This window comes from Legionella antarctica (genome assembly GCF_011764505.1).
GTDB classification, from domain to species: domain Bacteria; phylum Pseudomonadota; class Gammaproteobacteria; order Legionellales; family Legionellaceae; genus Legionella; species Legionella antarctica.
Genome location: NZ_AP022839.1, coordinates 753,802 through 780,006, shown reverse-complemented (window position 1 = coordinate 780,006; position 26,205 = coordinate 753,802). Strand labels below are relative to the sequence as shown.

The following is a 26,205-nucleotide window of genomic DNA, read 5'->3' as shown; positions in this document are numbered from 1 at the left end:
TGCCAGTTATACAGCAACCACTTTTTTTAGGTAACACAACATTTAATCTGTTAGATACCTGGGAACGATAAGCCGCTGAAGCACCGCACAACGTGATTCCTCCACCAACCTAAAAAATAAGTGATGTTTATGAAAATTAAACATCCAGGCAAGTCAGGAAAAGATGATGTCCTGACACCTGAATCTTATTTTTTGATCAGTAAATCAAGGACGGTTTAACCACTTGAATTATTTTTTACGATCCGATAGTCTATAAAAACTTAGTAGTCATGTTATTCAGCAACTCTCGATTCCCTCCGGTGCTGATGTGATACCTGACTCTATGTCGAGGGATACTTGAATATAACTATATTGAGGTATCCCCATGTGTAACCCCAGCCAAGCCATCTCATCCTATACCCAGAATACAGCTGATAAAGTTCTTAGTCTTTCTATTTCTAATTACCCAGGGGGAGTAGCTATATGGGGAGCTCTGCCGGCTGTCTTTGATACAAAGAATCAAGAGTTTGATCGAGGGGTTCATGTGCATGCCCGTAAAAACGACCGCTCCCAAAAGAGCATTGATGCGACCTATAGCAAGGTCGAGGTAGAGTGGCAAGGACATGTGTTTGAAATTGATGAAAGTGCAGCAGTACATTTCACCATGGCATCAATTTTCGATATCACAATTAGTTCACTCACCTGTAATTATTGTCATTCCAGTATTATCTCAACCGGTATAAAGGCTGTTATCCCAGGGTTTATCCATGTCTGCCAGGTTTGTGGAATGATTAACGAAACAAACTATTCCTGTGTTATCAATCCCGTTATCGCGTTGAAAAACAAAATCGGAGATCCCATCATCAAAAGAAAAGCGTTCTTACCTAAACGCAGCATTATTTTGACACCCGATAAATACCCAGGAGGAATTCAGCTATGGGGGTCAAATCCTTCTATACTTTGGACTTCCAAGAGACTTGAAGAAAGCGCGATACATGTACATGCTTATAACGCATGCCATAAAAGAATTGTTGACAATACTTACAGCCAGGTAATTGTAAATGGCGAATATTTGAACATAGAGATGATAAGGGTATTACAAATTCAAAAGGCTGTGCCTAATTTAACCAAAGACATTACAACAGTCTATTGCCCCGTTTGCGATAGTGCACAATTTGATACGGAAATGCACGCAGTTATAGCGCATACAACAAGAGTATGCCAAAAATGTAGCCGGAGCTTTGAACATCCGAAAGCCATAAGCAATCCCGCACTGCACCTCTTAAAAACTATTCAGGAAAATGGAATCCCCCATGAATAAACAAGAAACTATTTTGAAAATTGGCGCAATCATTTTCGATGAAAACCATCGCTTATTGGCTGTACATAAGACTGGAAAACCTATAAACGAATTGATTGTGCCAGGTGGACGTATGGAACAAAATGAGAGTGATGAGCAAACTTTACGTCGAGAAATAGCCGAAGAGTTAAACACGAAGATCAAAACTTTCGAATATTATGCGGAGTTTCAGGCAAAGGCAATTTATGAGGATAAATGGTTAATCATGCGAACATACATTGTCAGTCTTGATGGAGAGCCTAAACCCTCAAATGAAATTGACAGATTAGTATGGCTTGACCATCGATATCAAATAAGTGGTTTTCAATTTGCATCGATTCTGGGTCAACAGATTTTACCTAGGATATTTCCAATCAAGGACAGGTGAAAGGTCTATTGAAATTTGTCTGTTTACGACTAAATTGCAAGAAAATCAGGATATTCGATATGGGTACTCCCCTTGACTTTGATGAGGGCAGACAAATAGTGCAATGTGCTGGCCATCTGAATTACTTTCGGGTATAATGTTTATTATTTATCCATAATCAAACAAATTGTACTCATTATTTAATTCTTTAAATTTTAGAATGAAGCCGGAGTAACACAATGAAAAAAATTTTAATCCTTTTAGCCTTGTTGACTTGTGCCTCATCCCCGGCAATTGCTAATCAAAAAGAACGTTTAATTCAGATGCCGCCTTCGTTCAATGAGTTTACTCAAAATGTCAAAGAGCTCATCGATCCTGAGAGAACCCATTTAAGCTGCCGTTTGGAAAATCGCAACATTGGAAGCACCATTGTCACGGAGTCGTGGAATAAGATGCTTCACATTGATAATAATCATTTTTTCGAGTTTGCTCTTTCACCGGAATTGATGCATAGCTTTGATTTATATACTTTTGAAGCTTCATGCTGGACTTCAATGCCTGAAGGTTACACTTGCCATGCAGTATTTACTCCGGGTAATTATGTTGTTGATTGTCAATAAATCCAATTAATATTAATATGAACAAATAAGTAGTTCGATGAAAAATGACAGAGGACAAGGGAGGTCAACTCAAAAATGCAATTACTAATTTAAAAGAATTAATATTAGCACATTGCAGGAGACCCCCAATAAACCCTACTTGAAATGAAGTAAAACCATCCTTAATTTCAACCCTGCTGGAATAAAATGTATTCTTAGGTAATACTACATAAAAACAATAACAGGGATAAAAATGAATAAATTAACCACTGCATTAATTAGTTCTTTATTAAGTTTCAATGCGCTTCATGCAGCCCCAATGACCACAACTCTTTATACCACTGATACAAATCCAACTGCTATTGGCACAGTGGAGTTTGAAGAAACCCCTTATGGTCTATTGATTAGTCCAAACTTGATAAAGCTGCCGGCGGGACTACATGGCTTTCACATTCACCAACTGCCTGATTGCGGAGATCACGGAATGAGTGCCGGTGGTCATTATGATCCAACGAATACCAAAAGCCATAAAGGCCCATACGGCGATGGGCATCTTGGGGATTTACCTGTGCTTTATGTTTCTAGTGACGGTAAGGCCAACACACCTACTCTAGCCCCACGCTTAAAATTAAAAGATTTAACTGGTTTGACTTTAATGGTTCACGCTGGCGGTGATAATTACAGTGATACCCCTTCTTTAGGTGGTGGAGGTGCTCGAGAAGCCTGTGGTGTTATTAAATAACCCAAAACTTAAAACACCAAGACTCAAGCAAGCAGCAAATCTCGTCGTAGTGACCTAACCCGTATGACCTCAATAATACGGGTTACATCGGTTATGGTATCTTCCATCTGGCATGATTATATCTCCATCTGGATTATTTTATGTCAATGGTCTCTTCACCTTTTTTCCAATTACAAGGACATAGTTCATCTGTCTGGAGTGCATCAAGAACACGCAACACTTCTTGCGGATTACGCCCTACATTTAAATCAGTAACCATGACAAAACGAGTAATCCCTTGAGGATCGATAATAAACGTTGCTCGTTGGGCAACCCCTTCCTCCTCATCTAATATTCCCAAGCTTTGAGTCAGCTCGCGTTTCACATCAGCTAACATAGGAAACGGTAGATTTCTTAAATCCGGATGTTGATTTCTCCAGGCTAAATGCACAAATTCGCTATCCGTACTTCCACCTAGTACCTGCGCATCTCTCTCTAAAAACTCTGAATTAAGTTTGCCAAACTCTGCAATTTCTGTGGGACAAACAAAAGTGAAATCTTTCGGCCAAAAAAATACTACCAGCCATTTTCCCGGGTAGCTCTCGTTAGAAATAACATGGAACGCATTATTCTAATATAGGCGCGGTTTTCTGGACACAAAAAAAGGTTTTTTAAGAGCTATTCTTCTTAATACAAAGAGGAGAATAAAATGTCTAAAAAGCGAGCTTATTATACGGCGGCCAAGAAGGCAAAAATAACGCTAGCTGCGATTGAGGGGAAACTCACACAAGCGCAAATTACCAGTGAATACGGTGTTCACGCAACGCAGGTAAAAACTTGGAAGCAATCGGCCATCAAAGCCATTAACGATTTATTCTCTGGGGCTAATGAAAAAGAAGCCAAGTCCCAAGAGCAGCTTGTTGAGGCATTATATCAAGAAATTGGTCGACTTCAAGCGCAGCTATCTTGGCTAAAAAAAAAGCATGAACTTTAGTCTGGATGAAAAGCGCGTCATGATTGATCCTCTTGCCGAGCTCACCATTCGTGAACAATGCTTGCTATTAGACTTGCCTGTTTCAAGTTATTATTATAGTGCCAAGCCCATTTCTGTCGAAGATGAAGCGCTTATGGCGCTACTTGATGAGCACTATCTGCAGTATCCATGTGAAGGTAAAATTAAGCGGGCAAGATGGCTGTCAAAAGAAGTAGGCTATCCTGTTGGTAAACGTCGAGTAAAAAAGTTGATGGAAATGATGGGGTTATCGACTGTTTACCCAAAGCCAAATACAAGCGTTCCCAATAAGGAGCATGAGGTGTTCCCTTATTTATTAAAAGAGGTGGATATCACCAAACCAAATCAGGTTTGGGCCGCAGATATCACCTACATCCGCATGAAAGGAAAGCATGTGTATTTAGTAGCTATTATGGACTGGTATAGTCGTTATGTGATTGGATGGGCTATTTCACCTACTATGGAGGCTGAATTTTGTATTGAGGCGCTTAGAAACGCTTTGCTGCATTCGCGTTGTGAGATCTTTAACACGGATCAGGGTTCTCAATTTACCTCAAAAGATTGGATAAATACGCTAAAATCTCACCACATTTCTATCAGCATGGATGGGCGAGGACGTTATTTAGATAATATATTTATCGAGCGATTGTGGCGTAGTGTTAAGCAAGAAAAAATCTACCGGTATGATTTTGATACAATTGAAGAGGTTGAGCTGGCCTTAACGGAGTATTTTGAGTATTATAATAACCGAAGGCTTCACCAGTCCTTTAATTATTTAACGCCCGCAGAGGTGTATTATGGCCGGAAAAGACCATAAACCCTAAATGAGAGCGTCATGACTTACCCACAAGGCCCACAGGCCTATACGAGAAAGTGAAGCTCTCCTGACCTGTGGACTTGTGGATAAGTCATTCTGATAGAGTTGTGGTAAAATGACCTAAGACAATTCGTAGTAGCAATCACTATTCATACGGTATTGAGTAGGTTTAAATAGGTTAATTTGAGTGAATTTTTAACTATAAATGATGGATGAATAGCTCTTATTTTTCCTTAATTTTGTTCCAGACATGCGGACCCATATCATTCAGGTCATTACTCACTGTTGCTTTTATTTGAAATGCGGGGAATTTATTACCTAAAGTAATCATTGGTTTCTCCTCGTTAAATAAATTCTTGTCTCATCGTTAAGCTTGGATTAAATCAATCAATAAATAAAATCAATTATCTTTATTAAACCAATAGTTTTAATTGATTGATAATGAGCTTTTAAAATCATTGTGCGAAAAATTTGGCGTTTATGGTTTTTATAAACTATTTTTAAAGAAGGGCTAATAAGGAATATTTGTATGGAAGATCCCTTCTCAGATTTGCTAAAATCTTTAAAAACTATATTTCACCTGGAGGCTAAGAGGAATGGAAAGTTTACTTATCCAGAAGTTCAGCGGCTAAAAGAGGCCTCGGAACGGTATAATCCTGGCTCAGAAAATACATTTATTGACCTTTTAAATGCGATTGAAGAAGCAATTCCCCGTATTGAAAAATGGCGGTGGCGGATAAGTTTTAATTCGATTAAAAGCTGTATGGATAATTTGGCAAGAATGCATGAAATGCCAACCATCGACTGGAATAAGGTTTTATCGCACCCTAAAATCTCACCTACATTCCAATTTAATCCGTTAGCACAAGAACCCGATCTGAGTACTTGGCTGTCAGCCAAAACCCGAAAACCTTTTTTTCAACTGGAACCCAGTGAGATTATTCAGGCGCTGATTAAAAATAGCAATGAGGATAGATTTAGCCAAAAATTAAGTGCTCATTTAAAAAAATATCCGGACTTTTTGTTTCATTTGATTATCGATTCAGAAAAAAACTTTATCAAAGTATGCCGCAGCCGATTAATTTTCTATTTAACCGATCAACAAATTGCAAAATCTATAATACAACACATTGCACATTTTTCACCCAGATCAGGGCAGCCATTTGAACAAGCAGAGCAACTGGTTAATACCCTTAACGATATTATGTCTAATGGCCGATCGGTCTCTACTCTATTACGAAATGCTGAAGCCAAGCCTATTTTGCTGAATTCTACATTTTTTCAAATATATCAAAGTGAACGTTATACAAGTCGTCAGACCCAGCCAATAACATCTGATTCTCATCAGGAAAGTGAATTGTTAAAACCGCATTTATGAGCAACCTTCTCGAGCCTGAACCCGAGAAGGCTTAAAGCGCTAGAGAATTAATCCAATAATCCTAAAGATTTAACCGTGTCACGTTCCTGTCTTAATTCATTTAAAGTCAGATTGAATTTTTCCTGACTGTAAGCATTCAGTGTTAAGCCCTCAACCACTTTTAACTCACTCTGCTCACGACGGCAGGGAAGAGAGAAAATCAACCCTTCATCTACCCCGTACTCACCGTTAGATCGCCGACACATGGAAAATGATTCTCCAGCAGGGGTATCATTTACTAAATGGTTCACCCCCGTAATAATAGCATTTGCAGCGGAAGCAGCTGAAGAAGAACCTCGTGCTTTGATAACCGCAGCCCCACGTTGTTGTACCGTAGAAACAAAAGTATCTTTCAACCAGCTTTCATCAGTAATTACTTGAGCAGCAGAAACACCATTAATCTTGGCATTATAAAAATCAGGATATTGAGTAGCCGAATGGTTCCCCCAAATCGTCATTTGGGTTACAACAGTAATATCGACTCCTGCTTTTTTTGCCAATTGAGTACGTGCCCTTAATTCATCCAGGGTGGTCATTGCATAAAATCGGTCATTAGGCACATCTTTCGCGTGATGCATCGCAATCAAGCAGTTGGTGTTACAAGGATTCCCAACGACAAATACCCTTACGTCATCACTAGCGTTATCATTGATAGCTTGACCTTGTTTCGTAAAAATCCCACCATTAATTTGTAGTAAATCAGAACGCTCCATACCTTGTTTACGCGGCACCGAACCTACTAACAAGGCCCAATTGACACCATCCATTGCCTTGTTCATATCAGCAGTACACATGACTCTCTTTAACAATGGGAATGCGCAATCATCAAGCTCCATAGCAACCCCTTCCAAAGCAGGAAGAGCAGGCTCAAGCTCAAGCAAATTTAATTCAATCTCGGTTTGAGCGCCAAACATTTGACCTGATGCAATACGAAATAGTAAAGCATAGCCAATTTGTCCTGCAGCGCCTGTAACAGCAACTCTAATTCGATTACTCGCCATATTATTTCCTCTTATTCAACCACTCTTTAATTAAAAATAGCGCAGCGATACTGCGCGCCTCTGTAAAATCTGGTTTTTCTAATAGCTCCATTCCTGCATTTAAGGGCCATTCTACAAGTTCAGGAGGTTCTGGCTCGTCCCCTGGTAAAGGGGACGAATACAAACCCTGGGCGACCACTAATTCAATGTGGGCGCCCAAATAACCAGGTGCAATCGTCATCGAACGAACCCAGTGCACTTCTTTTGCGGCATAACCCGTTTCCTCGCGCAATTCTCTATTTGCGGCCTCCTCAGGAGTTTCGCCACGCTCGATAATTCCCTTTGGAAAACCCAACTCATAGCGATCAGTACCTGCGGCATATTCCCTGACCAACAGTAATGACTCACCTGGAGTTAGTGCAACTATAAGCACAGCTCCATGTCCATGGCTTTTTAACCGCTCAAAAACTCTTTGGGCACCATTAGAAAACTGCAAATGCATCTCTTCCACGGTAAACAAACGCGATTTAGCAATCACTGTTTTCCTTGTGCATATGGGTTTTTCCCGCATGGTCTGGTATCACTTATTTGGTGACAAAACTGCTATCATGATACTATTGCATTCCCAAACAAGCCAGTCTAAAAAAATTAATGCTTCCTTTATCTTTGTATGTTCACATTCCCTGGTGCATTCGAAAATGCCCTTACTGCGATTTTAATTCCCATAAGAGTCCGGAACAATTACCTGAACAACACTATGTTCAGGCACTAATTGCTGATTTACAAACGGACGTTTCACGTTTCAATGCACGAGAAATTAGCTCCATCTTTATTGGCGGCGGCACGCCCAGTCTTTTTTCTGCAGAAGCGTACGACATCTTATTTACTGAATTAAAAAAAATTCTGCCTTTTGCTCAACACATTGAAATCACAATGGAAGCTAATCCAGGAAGTGTAGAGCAACAACGTTTTACTGATTACAGACAACTGGGCATTAATCGCCTGTCTTTAGGTATTCAAAGTTTCAATCCAGTTCACTTAAAGGCCTTGGGACGAATTCATGATGAAAAACAAGCCCATTGCGCCATCGAGGCCGCACGAAAAGCAGGCTTTGACAACCTGAATCTGGATATCATGCATGGTTTACCGAATCAAAGCATTTCTCAAGGTATTGCAGATCTTGTTGCTGCCATAACCTACCAACCGGAACATCTCTCCTGGTATCAGTTGACTATTGAACCAAACACCGTGTTTTACAAAGAAAAGCCCCCTCTTCCTTCTGAAGACGATGCATATTGGCTAGAGGAGCAAGGGTTTCTCCTTTTACAAGATTCAGGATTAACGCGCTATGAAATTTCTGCCTTTTCTAAACCCAATTACCAGGCACAACATAATTTAAATTATTGGCTATTCGGCGACTATTTTGGAATAGGAGCAGGAGCTCATGGAAAACTCTCAACTCCTACGGGCATATTGAGAACACGCAAACAACGCCAACCGAAAGATTATCAAAATCCGGAAAAGCCCTTTCTCGCAGGCCTGGAGCATGTTGAAGGCGATGAGCTCGTATTTGAATTTATGTTAAACGCCACACGACTAGAGCAGCCTGTTCCCTTGGAATTATTCACTGCAACAACAGGATTGGAAATAACTACTCTTTTACCGAAGCTCAAGCTCGCCCAAAATAAAAACCTTGTTTTATTAACTAATGCTTATTGGCAGGTTACCGCACTGGGCAGACGTTATACTAATGATCTCCAGGCTCTGTTTTTACCTTAAGTACTCTGCTAAGCTTTTAGATAGGTTCTTTAATATTTTCTAAGTGATTAAAAAACTTTAAGTTGCTTGCAAATAAAGTTTCCCTGATAATAAAATTACTTCCAAAAAGGAGCGATCGGTGATTTGGTTTATACTATTTGTAACTATTGGATATCTGATGGGATCTTTTTGCTCCGCGGTCATCGTTTGTCGTTTGTTTGCATTACCTGACCCGCGCATGAAAGGCTCTAAAAATCCTGGAGCGACCAATGTTTTGCGTATTGCCGGTAAAAATTATGCTGCCTTGGTAATGCTTGCAGATCTTCTTAAAGGAACGATTCCTGTATTAATAGCCAAAATTTTCGATGCCGATGCAGTCATTGTAGCCTTTACTGCTTTAGCCGCAGTAGTTGGCCATATGTATCCAGTTTTCTTTGAATTCAAAGGTGGAAAAGGTGTAGCTACAGCTATAGGCGCTTTGTTAGGTTTTCACTTCATAATTGGTGTTATGGTTGCTGCTACCTGGCTATTAGTAGCTAAATTTAGCCGTTACTCCTCTTTAGCATCGATGGTTGCCATTACTCTGGCGCCTTTTTATACCTTATTACTAATACCTCATTTTGGTATTTTTCCCCCACTGATTATTATGGCTCTGCTTGTGCTCTTCAAACATAGAAATAACATTACCCGGCTTCTCGATGGTATAGAACCTAAAATCAACTTAAAAACCAATGTGATAGAAGAAGTGATGGAAGCATCACCGGATATGAATGGTAAAGAAACAGAGGAGCAGATGGTTCAGGAAATACCACTTCTTGAAACAAAAACGCCGATTAAAGAAATAAAATCAGTTAACATTAAAGCAAAAAAAATGAGCAATAGAAAGGAACCATCAAAGAAAATAAAAACAACAGCTGATAAGCCAGTCATTAACGAGAAACCCACCAAGAAAGTAGCAAAAAAACCAATAAAAACTGCTAAACCGAATAGAAAAACTCCATTAGAAAGCCCCAAGGAGTAAATGAACCAACTATAATTATTAATAACAATTCTTTGCTGCAGAAAAAAGAAAATGAAAATTAATTTTCGATTCACATCAGATGTCTTTAGCCACTGGGGACTGATCCCCTATCTGAGATTAGAGGCAATTGAATTTATTCTTGACAACAGTCATCCAGACCAAATAACTGAGAAAATCCTTCTAGAAAGGTTCTCCATTGCTGAAGAAGAACCTGTTACTTATCTTGTCGATTCGCAAACTAAACATCAATTTAAAAAAATAGTTATGGATGGTGCCGGCTACAGATTAGACTTTCTGGAGAAAGTACAAATCAAAAAAATCATCCGTCAATTATCATTAAATAAAATGCTGACTATAAATGATGCCCAAACTGGAGAAGCTGATTCAGAAGCAAACGTTTTAAAAAACTACATAATTGGCTTGTCTGCAGTATTGAAAGAATACGAACAGAAATACACCCCCAAATACTTGCTAGAGAAATTATCAACTGATTGGCTGAAAGGTTCTAACTTTGCCCGGGATATGTCAAAAATCCCATCAGGTGAAGAGGTTACATTAATCCATAAGTTATTAATCAAAGACATTGAGGAACTTCAAAGAGTACTTGAACAACTGGAGGCCGATTATCCTCATGCAGATAGTGATATTATTTCTTTAGAACAAGGTTACTCTGCTTCTTTTGACGTGAATCTCCTGGGTATCAACCTGTTTAAAGCCGCTACTGTTGCATGTATCAAGGAACTAACATTGTGTGCCGAAAAACTAACACCTGCCTACTATTCAAAAAAAATTCAACAATATGAACTTAATTTTGCTGATTTATTAACTTGTATTCCAGGACATGATGAGGAAAATAGAGCGTTCATTCAAACAATATATTCGAAGTTTGCCCCAGAGCACACTCAATTAACAGAAATAGAAGAATTAAAATCGATTTATGCAAATTTTAACCGTATTTCGGAAATCTTAACCGTACTGTCTGAATATGATCTGCTTAATGATGCTAATTTTGAGGCACTAGAGAGAATATTACAGTTACCAGCAGAGGACGCACATAAAAAATTAATCCTACTTCGTAAGCAGATCAGCTCTCTCGAGCAACTTAGTCTTTTAATGCAGGAGACTCTCATCCCCCTTCTGGCGACTGATTCGTTTATAGATAAATCCTGCCCTGCCAGAACCTCGGTCACTGGTTACATGTTTTTTGGTTCTGCAAGTCAGGATGAAGAAAGCTATAAACGGATGTGGAGTATTTTCTGCATAGGTGTTGAGAACAGGCTTGTCACCATGCTCAAAGAAAACAAATCTTTGGCAGAACTGTTAAAATTTGCGGCCGAAACAAGACAAACTATTGCCTCACTCCGTAAAGAGTCTGCGATTTTTCGGAATTTTGGCGGTGATAGAATAAGAAAATCCAACATAGATACTTATGCCAACGATAATAAATCAGTAATAAACACCTCCTTATTTCCTTTTGTTTCCAAAATTATATGCAGGGAATATGATTATTCTGCTTTAACGGGTGTGGCTGATCTTGAACAATCCCAAGATATATTTGAGGTGAAACAAATTCATAAATTGTCTCTAAAACTTAATGATGGTGATGAGATCGAGCTTCCAGATGAAGTGATGACAACAACATTTAAAAGATCCAAAAATTCCACTCTCAAACCCACCAAAGTGGCTGTTCAATTTTCTATACTGAACCGAAATGATTATGAAAAGATGTTGCAATTTTTCGATAATCATTTTTTAGAAAAATGTAGAAACAAGGAATACAATAATGAGGAGTTTGTAACTGAATTAGGTAACCTAATCTTCTATCTTGTTCGCTCTTATCCATTTATCAGAGGTACGGGAGCTATTTTGCAATGGGAAGCGAGGAGTATGGTCTCATACTACACTGATGGCAAAGTCAATCTCGGGGATATTCGTTTAGGGGGAAATAGCGACAATGCTAAAAACCTGCCTTATGATGTATATGCTCATCTTGTACAAAGCCCTGATGCCTACGCAGAGGCATTCAAAAATGCAGTGCTCCCTGCACTCACGGCCCAAAGTGAACCAAATCATCAGGCTGTTTCTGCTCATTCCTCTATTGGTACTTAGATGGCAACACAAGACATCTCGAACCAACTATATGACATCCCAGGCTCAATAGATGTAGGTCACCTCGAGCACTAGCAAGAGAGCCCCTCAATGCAGCATTACATCTACTTCAAAACTCTCTTGCTTACACTCAATGTAAGAGCAAGCGGGTATAATTAATAAAAGGGTAAAATAATTATTTGGCTTCAGTAACCCTCAGGTTGTTAGCATTCAAAAGTAAAGAATATCAAGCCAAAGGCCAACGAGCTTTGACATCGACCCCAGATCCTGCATCTTTTTCCCCACGCAACATTCGCAAACAACCGGCATAAGCGACCATAGCCCCATTGTCAGTACAATATTCAAGAGCAGGAAAATAAACCTGTCCATTAATACTTTTAATCCATTCCTGCAGGGCAAGCCGCAAGGCTTTATTAGCTCCTACCCCTCCGGCGACTACCAAACGGGTACAAGAAGATTGTTCTATTGCCCTTTTACATTTAATAATTAATGTATCTACCACTGCTTGCTGAAATGCTTTAGCAATTTCCAATCGATCTTTTTCTTCTTTCCCGCTTTGATTCCAGGTAGTCAAGGCATGGGTTTTTAATCCGCTGAAACTAAAGTCCAATCCAGGCCTATCGGTCATAGGGCGCGGAAAACGATAAGGGGTTGACTTGCATTGGTCGGCAAGTCGGGCAAGTACAGCCCCACCCGGATAAGGAATACCCATAAGTTTGGCTGTTTTATCAAAAGCCTCTCCTACTGCATCATCCAGAGTATCACCCAATAACCGATACTCACCCAAGTTGATTACTTCAATTAATTGGCAGTGACCTCCAGAAACCAAAAGGGCAATAAATGGAAATTCCAGTGCAGGAGTTTCCATTTTTGCGGCTAATAAATGTGCTTCTAAATGGTGAATTCCCAAGGCAGGGATATTTAAGGCATACGCCAAACTTTTTGCAAAGCAGGAGCCTACCAGTAAGGCACCAATTAAACCCGGTCCAGCTGTATAAGCGATCCCATCCAGATCTTTTTTATTAAGTTGGGCCTCTTTGAGAACCTGGTCTGCTAAAGGGATTAAATAATTAACATGATCTCTGGATGCCAGTTCGGGCACAACCCCGCCATGCACCTTGTGGGTTTCAATTTGTGAATGCAGTGCATGAGCTAATAAACCTGAATCCGAATCATAAACAGCCAGTCCTGTTTCATCACAAGAGGACTCAATACCTAATACCAACATGACTAACCTCAAAAAACATTCATACAAACAACAAATTTTCGTAATTTTTGATTATATCATAAGCTTAATCGTAGTCTTGCTAATAAAATATGAAGAAGATTTGTGTTAAACTTCAATTTAACTTGACGCGTACTAAAACTAGCACTAGAATTGCCCACCTATAAGATCAAATAACCAGAGGATTAGTTTAATGCCTACCGTTCGTGTAAAAGAAGGCGAGAACCCAGAATATGCACTGCGCCGATTTAAGCGCTCTTGTGAAAAAGCCGGTATTTTAACCGAATTACGCCGTCGAGAATTTTATGAGAAACCAACTGCTGAGCGTAAACGTAAACAAGCAGCTGCAGTAAAGCGTCATCTGAAAAAGATTTCTCGTGATACTTCGTCACGACGCAGCATGAAACACCGACGTAAATAAGATTTACCAAGCCATTCACCAAAATTTAGCTATTTTAGTGAATAATATGCTTTAAGTTCAGGTCACATTTTATGTGGCCTTTTCGTTTTTGAGGAAAATAAAACATGACCATTAAAGAACGTCTCAATAATGATATTAAAGATGCCATGCGTGCGAAAGATAAAAATCTGCTCACTACTTTGCGTTTAATTACTGCTGCAATAAAACAAATTGAAGTGGATGAGCGTATTGAAGTAGATGAAGACCGCATGTTAGTCATATTAGACAAGATGAGTAAACAACGCAAAGAATCCATTGCCCAATACGAGAAAGCAAATCGTGATGACCTGGTGGCTCAAGAACAATATGAACTGGCCATCCTCGCAAAATATCTTCCTGAGCCTTTATCTGCAGCAGAAATAGAGCAACTGATAAACGAAGCTATCAAATCAACCGGCGCTGAAAAAATGGCTGATATGGGCAAGGTAATGGGGCAGCTTAAACCCCAGTTGCAGGGACGGGCTGATATGACTCAAGTGAGTGCCTTAATCAAGGCCCAGTTGAGCTGAGAATAGCTATGTCTGGCTTAATCCCGCAGCCATTCATTGATGATCTCCTGCATCGAACCGAACTGGTTGAACTAGTGGATAGCTATGTTCCTCTAAAAAAAAGAGGAACAAGCCATGTTGCCTGTTGCCCTTTTCATAATGAAAAATCCCCTTCATTTAACGTAGTCGCCAAAAAACAGTTTTATCACTGCTTTGGATGTGGTGCATCAGGTAATGCAATTAGTTTTGTGATGAACTACCAAAACCTGGGATTTATTGACGCCCTAGAAACTCTGGCTACACGTTTGGGTCTGAGTGTTCCCCGCGAGGGTCAATTAGAAAAAAATAATTCATCGAACGATCTCTACAAATTGCTCAACAAAGTCAGTGCCTATTATCAAAAAAAATTAAAACTCGATGGTCAGGTTGCCATAGACTATTTACGTCAGAGAGGACTGAGCGGGACAGTAGCAAAGTTATATCAACTAGGATTTGCCCCCGAGGGTTGGCATCATCTGGAAAAAACATTTCCCCTGTCTCAACGAGAACTCATCACCACGGGAATGTTGGTTAAAAATGACGACGGGAAAATCTATGACCGCTATCGAAACAGAATTATGTTCCCCATCCATGACCGCCACGGCCGAATCATTGGTTTCGGTGGGCGTGTTTTGGATGAGGATCACAAACCCAAATATCTTAATTCTCCAGAAACTGTAATTTTTCAAAAAAGTCGCGAACTTTATGGCTTGCATCAAATTTTAAGCCAGCAAAAAACAGTTGACAGCATCATCATTGTTGAAGGTTATATGGATGTCATTGCTCTGGCGCAACATGGTATTTCAAATGCGGTAGCTACCTTAGGGACAGCGACCAGTTCCTATCATATTCAATTACTTGCCAAACATACCAAACAACTTATCTTTTGTTTTGATGGGGATGCTGCGGGAAAACATGCGGCATGGAGAGGGCTTGAAAGCAGCTTGCCCCATCTCAATGCAGGATTAGATGCCAACTTTATGTTTTTACCCGATGGTCATGACCCCGATAGTTTAGTCAGGGAAGAGGGAACGGCGAATTTTCTAACTCGTCTCCAACACGCAACACCCCTCCATCACTTTTTTTATGATACCTTGGCAAAAGATATTAATCTTTTAAGTCCCGGGGGGAAAACCCAATTAATCAATTTGGCAAAGCCTTTATTGCAAAAAATGTCAGAAAGCTCCTATAAACAATTGCTTATCGATGATTTGGCGCGATTAACCCATATAGAAAGTCATAGACTAAATTTACTTCTTACCGATCAAACCCAGATTAAACCGCAGGATCACGTGACAAATATTACTCGTACCCCTGCACGTATTGCCGTTGCCCTACTCTTGCAAAATCCGGAAATTTATACTAAAAGTTTACAGCATATTAATCCTGATTTACTTGATGACAAGGAACACCCCATTTTACTTAAGCTACTGCAACAATTAGCAAGTAATCCTCAGGCAAATACGGCCACCTTGATTGAATCATGGCGAAACAGCAGTTATTTTGACTCGATTAACAAACTGGCCGCCTGGGATCATCAAGTTCCGGAACAAGAGCTTTTTAAAGAATTTATTGATATAATATTGTTGTTACAAAAACAAAATCGAGAATTATTTATCAGACAATTAATGGATAAATCACGCCAGATAGGCTTGACTGAAGCTGAAAGAACTGAATTATTGAATATGATTAAGGAAAAGCATATCCATATGAACATGGAAAAATAAAAACTGAATTACTGGCATGTTTCCGCTACCCAGTTTATAATCAAAACCTTTTTGTAATTCCTAATTGTCCCTAAAAGAAGTGCCTATGACCATAAATGACCAAGAACAGCAGAGCTCGCAGATAACTAAAGTCATCAGCCTGGGAAAAGAACAGTGTTACCTGACTTACAGTCAAATCAATGATCTATTGCCTAATATAGTAGATACGGAACATTTTGATGTCATTATAAGCATGCTGGAAGGCATGAACATTAAAGTGTTTGAGCAACCACCAGGTGATGATGAACTGGCACTCCTGTTAAATACAGAAGAAGTGCCTGATATCGAAGAAGCTGCGATGGTACTTGCTTCCGTGGATAAAGAAACAGGACGTACTACTGATCCAGTACGTATGTACATGCGTGAAATGGGTACAGTAGAATTACTGACTCGAGAAGGTGAAATCCGCATCGCCAAGCGTATTGAAGAAGGTATTTACCAGGTTCTCCGAGCATTGGCTCATTATCCGGAAACCGTACAACTGGTTCTTGACGATTACGATCGTTTCAATGCAGAAGAGATTCGTCTCAACGAAATTATCAGTGGTTTTGCAGACTCAGAAGAAGAAATAGCTCCCGCAGCGAGCATCGGTTCTATGCTTGATGACGTTCAGCAAGAAGTAGGCCTTGCCAATGATGACGAAGAAGACGAAGATGGCGAAGGTGGTTTGGCTGAGGTTGATGACGGCCCTAATCCGGAACAAGCCAAAATTTATTTTGATGAACTGCGTGAGAATTTCGACCATGCTATGGTCGCTTTAAAAGAGCACGGTCGTACAAATGCAAAGACACTCCTGTTACTTGAAACCATGTCAGACTCGTTTTTGAAACTGAAATTAACTTCAAGACAAGTTGACAGATTAACTCGTCACTTCCGCCAGTTACGTAATCATATTAGAGAATTTGAACGTGGTATCATGCGTCTGTGCATAGAAAAAGCACGCATTCCACGCAAACTGTTTATAGATACCTTCCCCGGCCAGGAAACAGATCTTAAATGGTTAGAAACACTGACCAGTAAGAACAGTAAAAAACTCGACATGCAACGCATTGAAGAATATACCGATGAAATTCTTCGCCTGCAATCCAGATTGGCCTCTTTTGAAATAGAATATGGCTTGACCATTAGTGAAATTAAAGACATCAACCGTAAAATGTCCATTGGTGAAGCTAAAGCCAGACGGGCTAAAAAAGAAATGGTTGAAGCCAATTTACGTTTGGTAATTTCGATTGCTAAAAAATACACCAACCGAGGCTTGCAATTCCTTGATTTGATCCAGGAAGGTAATATCGGCTTGATGAAAGCAGTAGATAAATTTGAGTACCGTCGTGGATACAAATTCTCTACCTATGCAACCTGGTGGATTAGACAGGCCATCACCCGATCCATTGCGGATCAGGCACGTACTATCCGTATTCCGGTTCATATGATTGAGACCATTAACAAACTCAATCGTATTTCCCGCCAAATTCTCCAGGAAACAGGCCGTGAAGCAACTCCTGAAGAATTAGCAGAAAAAATGGAATTAAGCGAAGATAAAATTCGCAAAGTCCTGAAAATTGCTAAAGAGCCGATTTCAATGGAAACACCCGTTGGTGATGACGATGACTCCCACCTGGGTGACTTTATCGAAGACAACAACATTGAATCACCCATTGATATGGCAACAGCTGAAGGGCTACGCGAAGCAACACTGGAAATTCTGGAAACGCTAACGCCACGTGAAGCTAAAGTACTGCGCATGCGTTTTGGTATCGAAATGAATACCGACCATACCCTGGAAGAAGTAGGCAAACAGTTTGATGTGACCCGTGAACGTATTCGACAAATCGAAGCAAAAGCGCTACGTAAACTACGCCACCCATCACGTTCAGAGAAGTTAAGAAGCTTCCTGGAAGGCGATGAAAGCTAATTTAAATTGCTGCTGTTTAAGCAGTAATTTAAATAATTCATTTTGAGAACCAAAATTTGAACTAAAATGGATCAGAGTTTGTAATGACGAAACAGCTAAGTCTCCTTTTACTCTATCCATTAGATATTTTAAGAAAGTAGTGTTAAAAAAAAGAAAAAAACACTAGAAGATCAGTAAAATTAAGTTTAAAATGAGACCCTCTCCGGGCCCATAGCTCAGTTGGTCAGAGCAGCGGACTCATAATCCGTTGGTCCTAGGTTCAAGTCCTAGTGGGCCCACCAATAAAATCAAGTAGTTACGGTAGTTTTAGGAAATCTCGAATTTTCCATGTAGACGCAATGTAGACAGATTAATAGAGGTCGTTCGATTAACCATTATGTTAGGGAGATAATTCATGATAGGTTTTTTCGATGCCCATGTAGGATTGATAACTGCTATAGTCGGCTTAATAACTATTTTTGCTATTTTATTTTCCCCGGTAATTGCCTTAAAGATTCAGAAAAAAATTGAAAAATTCAATGAGCAAAACCAAAGAAAACTGTATATTTTCAAAACCCTCCTTGCTACTCGAGCTGATACAGTTTCACTTGAACATGTCCAAGCATTAAATCTTATTGATATTGAATTTTATAATGAAAAAGAAATTAGAGGTACTTGGAATATATATCGTGATCACCTAAACTCCTATCCACAAAACCAAGACAAGAATGCTCAAGAAAGATGGGAAGAAAATAGAATAAATTATTTCACAGACTTGCTGTACAGTATGTCCAAATATTTTTCGTATGACTTTGATAAAGTAATACTAAAAAAGGGGGCATATTCACCAATGGCTCATGGAATTTTGAATATGGAGCTTGCTCTCATACGTAAGCGCTTGGTTGAGTTGTTAAGTGATGAAAGAGCTCTAACTATAAAAATAACTGAGCCAACGAGTCGTGGAACGAAAGAGATTTAGGATTTAGCTTTGATTACACACCTGCTTTAAAAGATCCTCCCCTATTTTAGGCTTCACTACTCAGGAATTAACATCACAGTAGAACAACATTACTGTCAAGAGCTAAAAGTCAGAAGATAACCGTTATGATTTCTATATCGTTTTTAATTGCTCGAGCCTAGTTATGAAGACAAGTACCGTATATAGAACCACCGCTTTTATAACAAGTTGAACCCGGACCACAATCAGTATCAAATGAACAAGTGTCGCCTGTAGTACCATTTGGATCAGTTGGCGAATACACTGGCTGTTGATCATTACTGTTTCCTGGATTTAGCCCACCTGCACATACTGATATGGGTCCGCATGTCTGGAACAAAATTAAGGAAAAATAAGAGCTATTCATCCATCATTTATAGTTAAAAATTCACTCAAATTAACCTATTTAAACCTACTCAATACCGTATGAATAGTGATTGCTACTACGAATTGTCTTAGGTCATTTTACCACAACTCTATCAGAATGACTTATCCACAAGTCCACAGGTCAGGAGAGCTTCACTTTCTCGTATAGGCCTGTGGGCCTTGTGGGTAAGTCATGACGCTCTCATTTAGGGTTTATGGTCTTTTCCGGCCATAATACACCTCTGCGGGCGTTAAATAATTAAAGGACTGGTGAAGCCTTCGGTTATTATAATACTCAAAATACTCCGTTAAGGCCAGCTCAACCTCTTCAATTGTATCAAAATCATACCGGTAGATTTTTTCTTGCTTAACACTACGCCACAATCGCTCGATAAATATATTATCTAAATAACGTCCTCGCCCATCCATGCTGATAGAAATGTGGTGAGATTTTAGCGTATTTATCCAATCTTTTGAGGTAAATTGAGAACCCTGATCCGTGTTAAAGATCTCACAACGCGAATGCAGCAAAGCGTTTCTAAGCGCCTCAATACAAAATTCAGCCTCCATAGTAGGTGAAATAGCCCATCCAATCACATAACGACTATACCAGTCCATAATAGCTACTAAATACACATGCTTTCCTTTCATGCGGATGTAGGTGATATCTGCGGCCCAAACCTGATTTGGTTTGGTGATATCCACCTCTTTTAATAAATAAGGGAACACCTCATGCTCCTTATTGGGAACGCTTGTATTTGGCTTTGGGTAAACAGTCGATAACCCCATCATTTCCATCAACTTTTTTACTCGACGTTTACCAACAGGATAGCCTACTTCTTTTGACAGCCATCTTGCCCGCTTAATTTTACCTTCACATGGATACTGCAGATAGTGCTCATCAAGTAGCGCCATAAGCGCTTCATCTTCGACAGAAATGGGCTTGGCACTATAATAATAACTTGAAACAGGCAAGTCTAATAGCAAGCATTGTTCACGAATGGTGAGCTCGGCAAGAGGATCAATCATGACGCGCTTTTCATCCAGACTAAAGTTCATGCTTTTTTTTTAGCCAAGATAGCTGCGCTTGAAGTCGACCAATTTCTTGATATAATGCCTCAACAAGCTGCTCTTGGGACTTGGCTTCTTTTTCATTAGCCCCAGAGAATAAATCGTTAATGGCTTTGATGGCCGATTGCTTCCAAGTTTTTACCTGCGTTGCGTGAACACCGTATTCACTGGTAATTTGCGCTTGTGTGAGTTTCCCCTCAATCGCAGCTAGCGTTATTTTTGCCTTCTTGGCCGCCGTATAATAAGCTCGCTTTTTAGACATTTTATTCTCCTCTTTGTATTAAGAAGAATAGCTCTTAAAAAACCTTTTTTTGTGTCCAGAAAACCGCGCCTATATTACTGTTGAGTAGGTTACGGGAACTGCTGCATCTGAAGAAGTTATTGAAACCAAAACCATTACGATTAAAAAGAAAAAACCTGGCCGCAAGCCACTCCCCTCAAACATGCCTTATATCGAGCACATTCATGACATCAATGATGCAGACAAACACTGTGCTTGCGGTTGTGCCTTAACACACATTGGCAATGAAACCAGTGAGCAACTTGATGTATTGCCTCAAGTCACTTATCGCGTGATTCACATCAGAAGAAAATACGCCTGCAAGTCATGCGAAGATACTATTAAAACAGCCAAGCCACCTAAACAACCTTTTCCAAAGAGCATTGCCACGGCAGGTCTTGTGGCAGCGGTCATTGATGCTAAGTTCAACCGTCATTTACCTCTATATCGCCAAGAGGATATGTTTAAAAGTATCCGTTCGGTGAAATACACCTAGAGGAATAAGTGAAAATTGAAGAAGATCGCTACACCATAACTATTGGAGTAGACGATGACAAAAAGAGATGAGTACTGGAGTGACATGGTTAAATCCTATGAGGAAAGTGGTTTAGCACCAGGATTATTTTGCCGTAATAAAGGAATATCAGACTCCAGGCTCAGATTTTATCGCAATAAATTCAAGAAAGAGTCTAAAGCAGTTACCCCAGCCAAAGAGGCTTTATTTGAGCCACTTATTATTACTCCATTACCTTCTGCTAAGGCAGTGTTTAAATTAGTTATTGAACTCCCTAATAAAATACGCTGTGAACTTGATGCAGCTGACCATCAACACCGACTGATATTATTAAGGGAGTTGATGACCTTATGTTAATTCCAGATGATGTTCAAGTGCATTTATATTGTGGAATAACTGATATGCGCAAATCCATTAATACTCTAGCCATTCTGGTGCATGAAGTTTTTGGAATGGAGCTTAGTGCAGGTCATTTATTTTTGTTTCGTAGCAGAGGAGGAGATAAGTTAAAAGCACTGTACTATGAAGAGCAGAGTTTTACCTTATGGTACCGCAGATTAGAGAAAGGGAAATTCATTTTCCCCCGCAATACCCAAGGTCATATTGAGCTGACAAAAGAGCACTTAAAATGGCTCATGGCCAGCAATAAATTCACCTTTCATCAAGGAGGAAACCCGGTGATTTACCGTGATTTTCATTGAAAAACACTGAAGAAATCATGGTGGTTATGGTATAATATCACCATTAAAACAAGCACTAAACCAGCCATGATTTCCTCAAAAGACCAATCACTTTTAATGCCTTTGCAGGAAGAAATTAATCAATTAAAAAAAGAAGCTCTGGAATGGAAGCAAAAGTATTTTAATATGCTAGAGCAATTCAAACTGGCTCAACAGCGTAAATACTCTCCCTCATCTGAACACAATATTCTGCAAGGCGAGTTGCAATTTGATGAAGCAGAAAGCATAGAGGTCACAGAGCTGCCGCAAGAAGATAATACAATTACGGTCACCTATACTCGCAAAAAACCAGTACGACGCCCATTACCTCCAGAGTTACCCCGTGAAACCATTGAGCATGACATTGCAGAAGAAGAAAAACTGTGTGCTTGCGGCTGTATGAAGCAACGTATTGGCGAAGAGGTCACGGAACAGCTAGAGTTTGTTCCTGCAAAGCTGACGGTCATTGCCCATGTGCGACCCAAATATGCATGTAATCGTTGTGATGAAGGGGTAAGCATTGCCCCTATGCCGCAATTATTCCTTCCTAAAAGCATTGCCACACCAAGCCTTGTAGCTCATGCCATTATTAGTAAATACCAAGACCACCTCCCTTTATACCGTCAAGAGCACATCTGGAAACGAATGGGCATTGAGATGGCTCGCAATACAGTATGTGGATGGATAATGGCAGCATCTGAGGTATGTAGCCCAATGAGGAACGCTCTAATCAAAGAGCTGGTTGCATCAAACTACCTTCAGGCCGATGAAACACCACTTCAGGTGATGGATGAGCCTAATCGAAAAAATACATCCAAGAGCTATATGTGGGTATACCAGAATCACAAACCGGATAAAAAAATCATTGTGTTTGATTATCGTGAAACCCGACAAGCCCAATGGCCTAAAGAACTACTTAAAGAGTTTAAAGGCTATTTACAAACAGATGGGTATGTTGGTTATGACTGGGTTGATGACCATCCTGATATTATTCATTTGGGATGTTTTGCACATGCCAGACGTCCTTTTGCTGAGCTTGTCAAACTGGCTAAAACCACAGGTAAATCACATCAGGCCGTGGCGTATATTCAAAAGCTCTATGCCATTGAAAAAATTGCTCGGGATGGGAACTATACGGCAGAACAACGCTATCAGATAAGGCTCGAACAATCAAAACCCATTCTTGACGCTTTAAAGACTTGGCTTGACCAATCCTTAAAAAATGCGGTACCCAAATCAAAGCTGGGTGATGCCTTAGTTTACATGTCTCAGCGATGGAAGGAGCTTACTGCTTATTTGCTTGATGGGATGCTCGAGATTGATAATAATGCCATTGAAAACATCATTAGGCCTTTTGCTCTGGGCAGAAAAAACTGGCTCATGTCTGGAAGCCCTAGAGGGGCTCATGCTGGGGCATTATTCTATAGCCTTATTGCAACAGCTAAGTCCAATGGCCTTAATCCTTTTGATTACCTCAAAGTCCTCTTCGAAAAAATCCGCTTCTGTAAAACCGCAGAAGACTTCACGAATCTTCTTCCTTTTAATCTCAAGATGAATTAACCCCTTCTTCTAATGCAACCCGTAGTTCACCGAACGGATACGCTACATTCAGACTGAAACTACCTTTTCAAGCAGATTCCGAATAATATAATTTTAAAATTCCATATCTGGTATCAGGGAGGCAAATAGTTAAAAAGTAATTTAAAAACTTATTTATCAAATGGAATAATTTGATTTACCTAAAATAATAGTAATCTTTCTGTTACGATTGATATTAATAACTTCGATTCCCCTTTTCTTGACGCTAACATCTGTTTAGCCCCCTGCTTTTACTTTTGCGCGCTTGGTGTAATTTCTTATAGCTTTCAATCAGTCGTAGATGAGGCTCTATGCCTTCAAGTGCCATGCTGGTTTTGGTTAAGCCGTAAAAACGTATCTTACCTGTGACTGAGCCAACCACGTTTTCCATCATCTCGATACCAAACATGCGGTTGAAGCTTTCGATAAAGTGCTCAAGCTCAAGATCTTCGTCCAAGGTGACCTCAAGTACTGCATTTACCGCTTGATAAAACAGATCGCGCTGGATTGTATTAACGTTAAATTGCAAGAACTCACCGACTAATTCGAAAGCGTCTTCAAGGGAGCCTAGTGCCAGATAAATCAGGATTTTAAGCTCAATTACAGTCAACTTGCCCCAGACAGTATTTTCATCGAACACTATGCCAATCAAGGTGCGAATATCGGTATAGTTATCTAACTGGCTCTCTTCTAAGCGATTAACTAACTTGCCTAAGGCTTCAGTGTTTAATGAATGGAGATTTAAGATGTCTTCACGGTAATTTAGCGCCGCGTTAGTGTTGTCCCAAATAAGATCATCAACCGGATAAACTTCTGAATAGTCAGGCACTAAAATACGACAAGCTGATACTCCTAAGTCAGTGAACTCAGCAATATACACTTCTTTGCCCATGGCTTCCAAGATACCAAACAGCCCGTTTGCTTCTTCTTCACTGGTGCCAGAGAAGTCCCATTCACAGAACTCATAGTCGTATTTACTGCTAAAGAAACGCCAAGAAATCACTCCTGTAGAGTCAATAAAGTGCTCAACAAAGTTTTCAGGTTCAGTAACCGCCATGCTATTAAAGGTTGGCTTTGGTACATCGTTTAAGCCTTCAAAACTGCGACCTTGCAGCAACTCGGTAAGGCTGCGCTCCAGCGCCACTTCAAAGCTTGGGTGGGCCCCAAAAGAAGCAAAGACACCACCGGTTCTTGGGTTCATCAGGGTGACACACATTACAGGGAATTGTCCGCCCAATGAGGCATCTTTCACAACAATGGGGAAGCCTTGCTCCTCCAAGCCATTAATGCCCGCTAAAATACCAGGGTACTTTTCGAGCACTCTCATTGGCACATCTGGCAGAACAATTTCTTGCTCAATGATTTGACGTTTTATGGCGCGCTCAAATATTTCTGATAAGCATTGCACATGGGCTTCGTGTAGGTTATTACCCGCGCTCATGCCGTTACTCAAGAATAAATTTTCAATCAGGTTTGAAGGAAAATAGACGGTCTCTCCATCCGATTTACGAGTGTAGGGAATGGTACAAATGCCGCGATCTTTATTGCCTGAGTTGGTATCAACCAGGTGCGATCCCTTTAATTCATTATCTGGGTTGTAAATATCCAGACAATAGTCATCCAGAATACCCGCTGGCAGAGAATCTTTATCTAATGCAAACCATTTTTCGTTAGGATAATGAACAAATTCGCTGTTGGCGATTTCTAAACCGAAGAATTGATCGTTATAGAAAAAGTTATTATTTAGGCGCTCAACAAACTCGCCTAATGCCGAGCATAGTGCGCTTTCTTTAGTGGCGCCTTTACCGTTAGTAAAGCACATAGGCGAGGCGGCATCACGAATATGTAAAGACCATACATTAGGCACTATATTACGCCATGAGGATATTTCTATCTTCATGCCAAGGTCGGCTAATATAGCGGTTATGTTTTTAATAGTTTGCTCAAGGGGCAAGTCTTTGCCTCGAATAAAAGTGCTTTGCTCCCCTTCTGGTTGGCCCATCAACATGGCATTAGCATCAGCACCCATGTTTTTAACGGTTTCGATTTTAAATTCTGGACCAGTTTGCACTATTTTTTTCACAGTACAGCGGTCGATAGAGCGTAAAATACCTTCTCTATCTTTGCCTGAAATATCATCGGGCAGCTCAACCTGAATTTGGAAAATCTGGTTATAGCGATCTTCTGGATCGACAATATTGTTTTGCGATAAGTGAATGTTTTCAGTGGAGATATTACGGGCCTTACAATACACCTTAATAAAGTAAGCGGCGCAAAGAGCTGATGACGCCAAGAAATAATCAAAGGGGCTCGGAGCTGATCCATCACCTTTATAACGAATGGGTTGATCGGATGTGACAGTAAAGTCATCAAACTTGGCTTCGAGTCTTAAATTGTCAAGAAAATTTACTTTGATTTCCATTGAATATATCCACAGCATGCGCGGCCCAAGGCCAAATTTCACTATAATTAGGTTTAGAAGCCAAAGAGTCATTCAATGTTGCAGTTAGCACCTTACCGTAATTCTGAAGTAAATCTTCGATTTTTTGGTATACAATATACATAACAAGCTAAAAATAGGTGAAATATAATATCATAGAGAACAATATATTTGCAAAAATAAACCGCTAATTCAGGACAAGATCATCTAAATCATGGCTGACGCCATAATTCAGACGATTTTGTTACAGTA

25 protein-coding genes, 1 tRNA gene and 1 pseudogene are annotated in these 26,205 nt (G+C 39.9%); 20 read left to right on the top strand and 7 right to left on the bottom strand.

The window, feature by feature from the left end:
* The first annotated feature begins 364 nt into the window (after positions 1–364).
* The 4 genes from HRS36_RS03870 to HRS36_RS03855 all read left to right on the top strand — a co-directional run bounded on the left by HRS36_RS03870 (position 365) and on the right by HRS36_RS03855 (position 3,026).
* On the top strand, positions 365–1,300 hold the full coding sequence (locus HRS36_RS03870; protein WP_173236311.1) for a hypothetical protein: 936 nt from the start codon (positions 365–367) through the stop codon (positions 1,298–1,300).
* On the top strand, positions 1,293–1,706 hold the full coding sequence (locus tag HRS36_RS03865; RefSeq protein ID WP_173236310.1) for an NUDIX domain-containing protein: 414 nt from the start codon (positions 1,293–1,295) through the stop codon (positions 1,704–1,706). The genes HRS36_RS03870 and HRS36_RS03865 overlap by 8 nt, the downstream gene beginning before the upstream one ends.
* Positions 1,707–1,924: 218 nt before the next feature.
* Positions 1,925–2,305 carry a hypothetical protein gene (locus tag HRS36_RS03860; protein ID WP_173236309.1) on the top strand — a complete coding sequence of 127 codons (381 nt, stop codon included), beginning with the start codon at positions 1,925–1,927 and terminating at the stop codon, positions 2,303–2,305.
* 232 nt (positions 2,306–2,537) lie between these two features.
* Entirely contained in the window at positions 2,538–3,026 is a 489-nt protein-coding gene (locus tag HRS36_RS03855; protein ID WP_173236308.1) for a superoxide dismutase family protein, read from the top strand.
* Between the two features lie 133 nt (positions 3,027–3,159).
* Here the strand turns inward: HRS36_RS03855 and HRS36_RS03850 are convergent.
* A pseudogene (locus HRS36_RS03850) lies at positions 3,160–3,636 on the bottom strand (peroxiredoxin); the annotation flags it as partial.
* A 78-nt stretch (positions 3,637–3,714) separates the two neighbouring features.
* Here HRS36_RS03850 and HRS36_RS03845 point away from each other — a divergent pair.
* From HRS36_RS03845 to HRS36_RS03835, 3 genes are all read left to right on the top strand, one after another.
* On the top strand, positions 3,715–3,999 hold the full coding sequence (locus HRS36_RS03845; protein WP_173235475.1) for a transposase: 285 nt from the start codon (positions 3,715–3,717) through the stop codon (positions 3,997–3,999).
* Positions 3,989–4,834, top strand: coding sequence for an IS3 family transposase (locus HRS36_RS03840; RefSeq protein WP_173235473.1), 846 nt, complete (start codon positions 3,989–3,991; stop codon positions 4,832–4,834). The genes HRS36_RS03845 and HRS36_RS03840 overlap by 11 nt, the downstream gene beginning before the upstream one ends.
* A 529-nt stretch (positions 4,835–5,363) precedes the next feature.
* Positions 5,364–6,212 carry a hypothetical protein gene (locus HRS36_RS03835; RefSeq protein ID WP_173236307.1) on the top strand — a complete coding sequence of 283 codons (849 nt, stop codon included), beginning with the start codon at positions 5,364–5,366 and terminating at the stop codon, positions 6,210–6,212.
* A gap of 47 nt (positions 6,213–6,259) precedes the next feature.
* Here the strand turns inward: HRS36_RS03835 and HRS36_RS03830 are convergent, their stop codons facing one another.
* Both HRS36_RS03830 and nudE read right to left on the bottom strand, forming a co-directional pair.
* On the bottom strand, positions 6,260–7,252 hold the full coding sequence (locus HRS36_RS03830) for a malate dehydrogenase (protein ID WP_173236306.1): 993 nt from the start codon (positions 7,250–7,252) through the stop codon (positions 6,260–6,262).
* Between the two features lies 1 nt (position 7,253).
* On the bottom strand, positions 7,254–7,802 hold the full coding sequence (gene nudE, locus HRS36_RS03825) for an ADP compounds hydrolase NudE (protein ID WP_173236305.1): 549 nt from the start codon (positions 7,800–7,802) through the stop codon (positions 7,254–7,256).
* 80 nt (positions 7,803–7,882) lie between these two features.
* On the opposite strand from nudE, the gene hemW reads away from it, so the two are divergent.
* The 3 genes from hemW (at position 7,883) to HRS36_RS03810 (ending at position 12,119) form a co-directional block, all read left to right on the top strand.
* Positions 7,883–9,010, top strand: a complete 1,128-nt coding sequence (gene hemW, locus HRS36_RS03820; protein WP_173236304.1) for a radical SAM family heme chaperone HemW — start codon at positions 7,883–7,885, stop codon at positions 9,008–9,010.
* Positions 9,011–9,128: 118 nt separating this feature from the next.
* Positions 9,129–10,010, top strand: a complete 882-nt coding sequence (gene plsY / locus HRS36_RS03815; RefSeq protein ID WP_173236303.1) for a glycerol-3-phosphate 1-O-acyltransferase PlsY — start codon at positions 9,129–9,131, stop codon at positions 10,008–10,010.
* A 51-nt stretch (positions 10,011–10,061) separates the two neighbouring features.
* A complete protein-coding gene (locus HRS36_RS03810; protein ID WP_173236302.1) occupies positions 10,062–12,119 on the top strand; it encodes a hypothetical protein in 2,058 nt (685 codons plus the stop codon).
* A gap of 226 nt (positions 12,120–12,345) precedes the next feature.
* On the opposite strand, the gene tsaD is transcribed toward HRS36_RS03810, so the two are convergent.
* Positions 12,346–13,347 carry a tRNA (adenosine(37)-N6)-threonylcarbamoyltransferase complex transferase subunit TsaD gene (gene tsaD / locus HRS36_RS03805; RefSeq protein ID WP_173236301.1) on the bottom strand — a complete coding sequence of 334 codons (1,002 nt, stop codon included), beginning with the start codon at positions 13,345–13,347 and terminating at the stop codon, positions 12,346–12,348.
* Between the two features lie 190 nt (positions 13,348–13,537).
* On the opposite strand from tsaD, the gene rpsU reads away from it, so the two are divergent.
* From rpsU to HRS36_RS03775, 6 genes are all read left to right on the top strand, one after another.
* The gene (rpsU, locus tag HRS36_RS03800) at positions 13,538–13,765 is read left to right on the top strand and encodes a 30S ribosomal protein S21 (protein ID WP_018576467.1); all 228 of its coding nucleotides are present in this window, start codon (positions 13,538–13,540) and stop codon (positions 13,763–13,765) included.
* A gap of 104 nt (positions 13,766–13,869) precedes the next feature.
* Entirely contained in the window at positions 13,870–14,313 is a 444-nt protein-coding gene (locus tag HRS36_RS03795) for a GatB/YqeY domain-containing protein (protein ID WP_173236300.1), read from the top strand.
* An 8-nt stretch (positions 14,314–14,321) separates the two neighbouring features.
* Positions 14,322–16,058: a DNA primase gene (dnaG, locus tag HRS36_RS03790; protein ID WP_173236299.1), complete on the top strand. Its 1,737-nt coding sequence runs from the start codon at positions 14,322–14,324 to the stop codon at positions 16,056–16,058.
* A gap of 85 nt (positions 16,059–16,143) precedes the next feature.
* The gene (gene rpoD, locus HRS36_RS03785; RefSeq protein WP_173236298.1) at positions 16,144–18,009 is read left to right on the top strand and encodes an RNA polymerase sigma factor RpoD; all 1,866 of its coding nucleotides are present in this window, start codon (positions 16,144–16,146) and stop codon (positions 18,007–18,009) included.
* 204 nt (positions 18,010–18,213) lie between these two features.
* Positions 18,214–18,290: transfer RNA gene (locus tag HRS36_RS03780), tRNA-Ile, on the top strand.
* Between the two features lie 113 nt (positions 18,291–18,403).
* The gene (locus HRS36_RS03775; RefSeq protein WP_173236297.1) at positions 18,404–18,967 is read left to right on the top strand and encodes a DUF6680 family protein; all 564 of its coding nucleotides are present in this window, start codon (positions 18,404–18,406) and stop codon (positions 18,965–18,967) included.
* Between the two features lie 597 nt (positions 18,968–19,564).
* On the opposite strand, the gene HRS36_RS03770 is transcribed toward HRS36_RS03775, so the two are convergent.
* On the bottom strand, positions 19,565–20,410 hold the full coding sequence (locus HRS36_RS03770; RefSeq protein ID WP_173235473.1) for an IS3 family transposase: 846 nt from the start codon (positions 20,408–20,410) through the stop codon (positions 19,565–19,567).
* Positions 20,400–20,684, bottom strand: coding sequence for a transposase (locus HRS36_RS03765; protein WP_173235475.1), 285 nt, complete (start codon positions 20,682–20,684; stop codon positions 20,400–20,402). The genes HRS36_RS03770 and HRS36_RS03765 overlap by 11 nt, the downstream gene beginning before the upstream one ends.
* Before the next feature lie 181 nt (positions 20,685–20,865).
* Between HRS36_RS03765 and HRS36_RS03760 the strand changes: the two genes are divergently transcribed.
* From HRS36_RS03760 to tnpC, 4 genes are all read left to right on the top strand, one after another.
* Complete coding sequence (locus tag HRS36_RS03760) at positions 20,866–21,198, top strand: IS66 family transposase zinc-finger binding domain-containing protein (protein ID WP_226905563.1); 333 nt, start codon at positions 20,866–20,868, stop codon at positions 21,196–21,198.
* Between the two features lie 54 nt (positions 21,199–21,252).
* Positions 21,253–21,573 (top strand): IS66 family insertion sequence element accessory protein TnpA, encoded by a 321-nt coding sequence (gene tnpA, locus HRS36_RS03755; RefSeq protein WP_173236280.1) that lies wholly within the window; start codon positions 21,253–21,255, stop codon positions 21,571–21,573.
* Positions 21,567–21,917, top strand: coding sequence for an IS66 family insertion sequence element accessory protein TnpB (gene tnpB / locus HRS36_RS03750; RefSeq protein WP_173236281.1), 351 nt, complete (start codon positions 21,567–21,569; stop codon positions 21,915–21,917). Before tnpA ends, tnpB begins: the two co-directional genes overlap by 7 nt.
* A 66-nt stretch (positions 21,918–21,983) precedes the next feature.
* Positions 21,984–23,495 carry an IS66 family transposase gene (tnpC, locus tag HRS36_RS03745; RefSeq protein WP_173236282.1) on the top strand — a complete coding sequence of 504 codons (1,512 nt, stop codon included), beginning with the start codon at positions 21,984–21,986 and terminating at the stop codon, positions 23,493–23,495.
* A 244-nt stretch (positions 23,496–23,739) separates the two neighbouring features.
* Here the strand turns inward: tnpC and HRS36_RS03740 are convergent, their stop codons facing one another.
* Positions 23,740–25,935: an OsmC domain/YcaO domain-containing protein gene (locus HRS36_RS03740; protein WP_173236296.1), complete on the bottom strand. Its 2,196-nt coding sequence runs from the start codon at positions 25,933–25,935 to the stop codon at positions 23,740–23,742.
* Positions 25,936–26,205: the final 270 nt, after the last annotated feature.

Excerpts from the sequence above, each read along its gene's own strand:
- HRS36_RS03870 (WP_173236311.1), top strand. The coding sequence starts at position 365 with ATGTGTAACCCCAGCCAAGCCATCTCATCCTATACCCAGAATACAGCT.
- HRS36_RS03865 (WP_173236310.1), top strand. The coding sequence starts at position 1,293 with ATGAATAAACAAGAAACTATTTTGAAAATTGGCGCAATCATTTTCGAT.
- HRS36_RS03860 (WP_173236309.1), top strand. The coding sequence starts at position 1,925 with ATGAAAAAAATTTTAATCCTTTTAGCCTTGTTGACTTGTGCCTCATCC.
- HRS36_RS03855 (WP_173236308.1), top strand. The coding sequence starts at position 2,538 with ATGAATAAATTAACCACTGCATTAATTAGTTCTTTATTAAGTTTCAAT.
- HRS36_RS03845 (WP_173235475.1), top strand. The coding sequence starts at position 3,715 with ATGTCTAAAAAGCGAGCTTATTATACGGCGGCCAAGAAGGCAAAAATA.
- HRS36_RS03840 (WP_173235473.1), top strand. The coding sequence starts at position 3,989 with ATGAACTTTAGTCTGGATGAAAAGCGCGTCATGATTGATCCTCTTGCC.
- HRS36_RS03835 (WP_173236307.1), top strand. The coding sequence starts at position 5,364 with ATGGAAGATCCCTTCTCAGATTTGCTAAAATCTTTAAAAACTATATTT.
- HRS36_RS03830 (WP_173236306.1), bottom strand. The coding sequence starts at position 7,252 with ATGGCGAGTAATCGAATTAGAGTTGCTGTTACAGGCGCTGCAGGACAA.
- nudE (WP_173236305.1), bottom strand. The coding sequence starts at position 7,802 with ATGCGGGAAAAACCCATATGCACAAGGAAAACAGTGATTGCTAAATCG.
- hemW (WP_173236304.1), top strand. The coding sequence starts at position 7,883 with ATGCTTCCTTTATCTTTGTATGTTCACATTCCCTGGTGCATTCGAAAA.
- HRS36_RS03810 (WP_173236302.1), top strand. The coding sequence starts at position 10,062 with ATGAAAATTAATTTTCGATTCACATCAGATGTCTTTAGCCACTGGGGA.
- tsaD (WP_173236301.1), bottom strand. The coding sequence starts at position 13,347 with ATGTTGGTATTAGGTATTGAGTCCTCTTGTGATGAAACAGGACTGGCT.
- rpsU (WP_018576467.1), top strand. The coding sequence starts at position 13,538 with ATGCCTACCGTTCGTGTAAAAGAAGGCGAGAACCCAGAATATGCACTG.
- HRS36_RS03795 (WP_173236300.1), top strand. The coding sequence starts at position 13,870 with ATGACCATTAAAGAACGTCTCAATAATGATATTAAAGATGCCATGCGT.
- dnaG (WP_173236299.1), top strand. The coding sequence starts at position 14,322 with ATGTCTGGCTTAATCCCGCAGCCATTCATTGATGATCTCCTGCATCGA.
- rpoD (WP_173236298.1), top strand. The coding sequence starts at position 16,144 with ATGACCATAAATGACCAAGAACAGCAGAGCTCGCAGATAACTAAAGTC.
- HRS36_RS03775 (WP_173236297.1), top strand. The coding sequence starts at position 18,404 with ATGATAGGTTTTTTCGATGCCCATGTAGGATTGATAACTGCTATAGTC.
- HRS36_RS03770 (WP_173235473.1), bottom strand. The coding sequence starts at position 20,410 with ATGAACTTTAGTCTGGATGAAAAGCGCGTCATGATTGATCCTCTTGCC.
- HRS36_RS03765 (WP_173235475.1), bottom strand. The coding sequence starts at position 20,684 with ATGTCTAAAAAGCGAGCTTATTATACGGCGGCCAAGAAGGCAAAAATA.
- HRS36_RS03760 (WP_226905563.1), top strand. The coding sequence starts at position 20,866 with ATGCCTTATATCGAGCACATTCATGACATCAATGATGCAGACAAACAC.
- tnpA (WP_173236280.1), top strand. The coding sequence starts at position 21,253 with ATGACAAAAAGAGATGAGTACTGGAGTGACATGGTTAAATCCTATGAG.
- tnpB (WP_173236281.1), top strand. The coding sequence starts at position 21,567 with ATGTTAATTCCAGATGATGTTCAAGTGCATTTATATTGTGGAATAACT.
- tnpC (WP_173236282.1), top strand. The coding sequence starts at position 21,984 with ATGATTTCCTCAAAAGACCAATCACTTTTAATGCCTTTGCAGGAAGAA.
- HRS36_RS03740 (WP_173236296.1), bottom strand. The coding sequence starts at position 25,935 with ATGGAAATCAAAGTAAATTTTCTTGACAATTTAAGACTCGAAGCCAAG.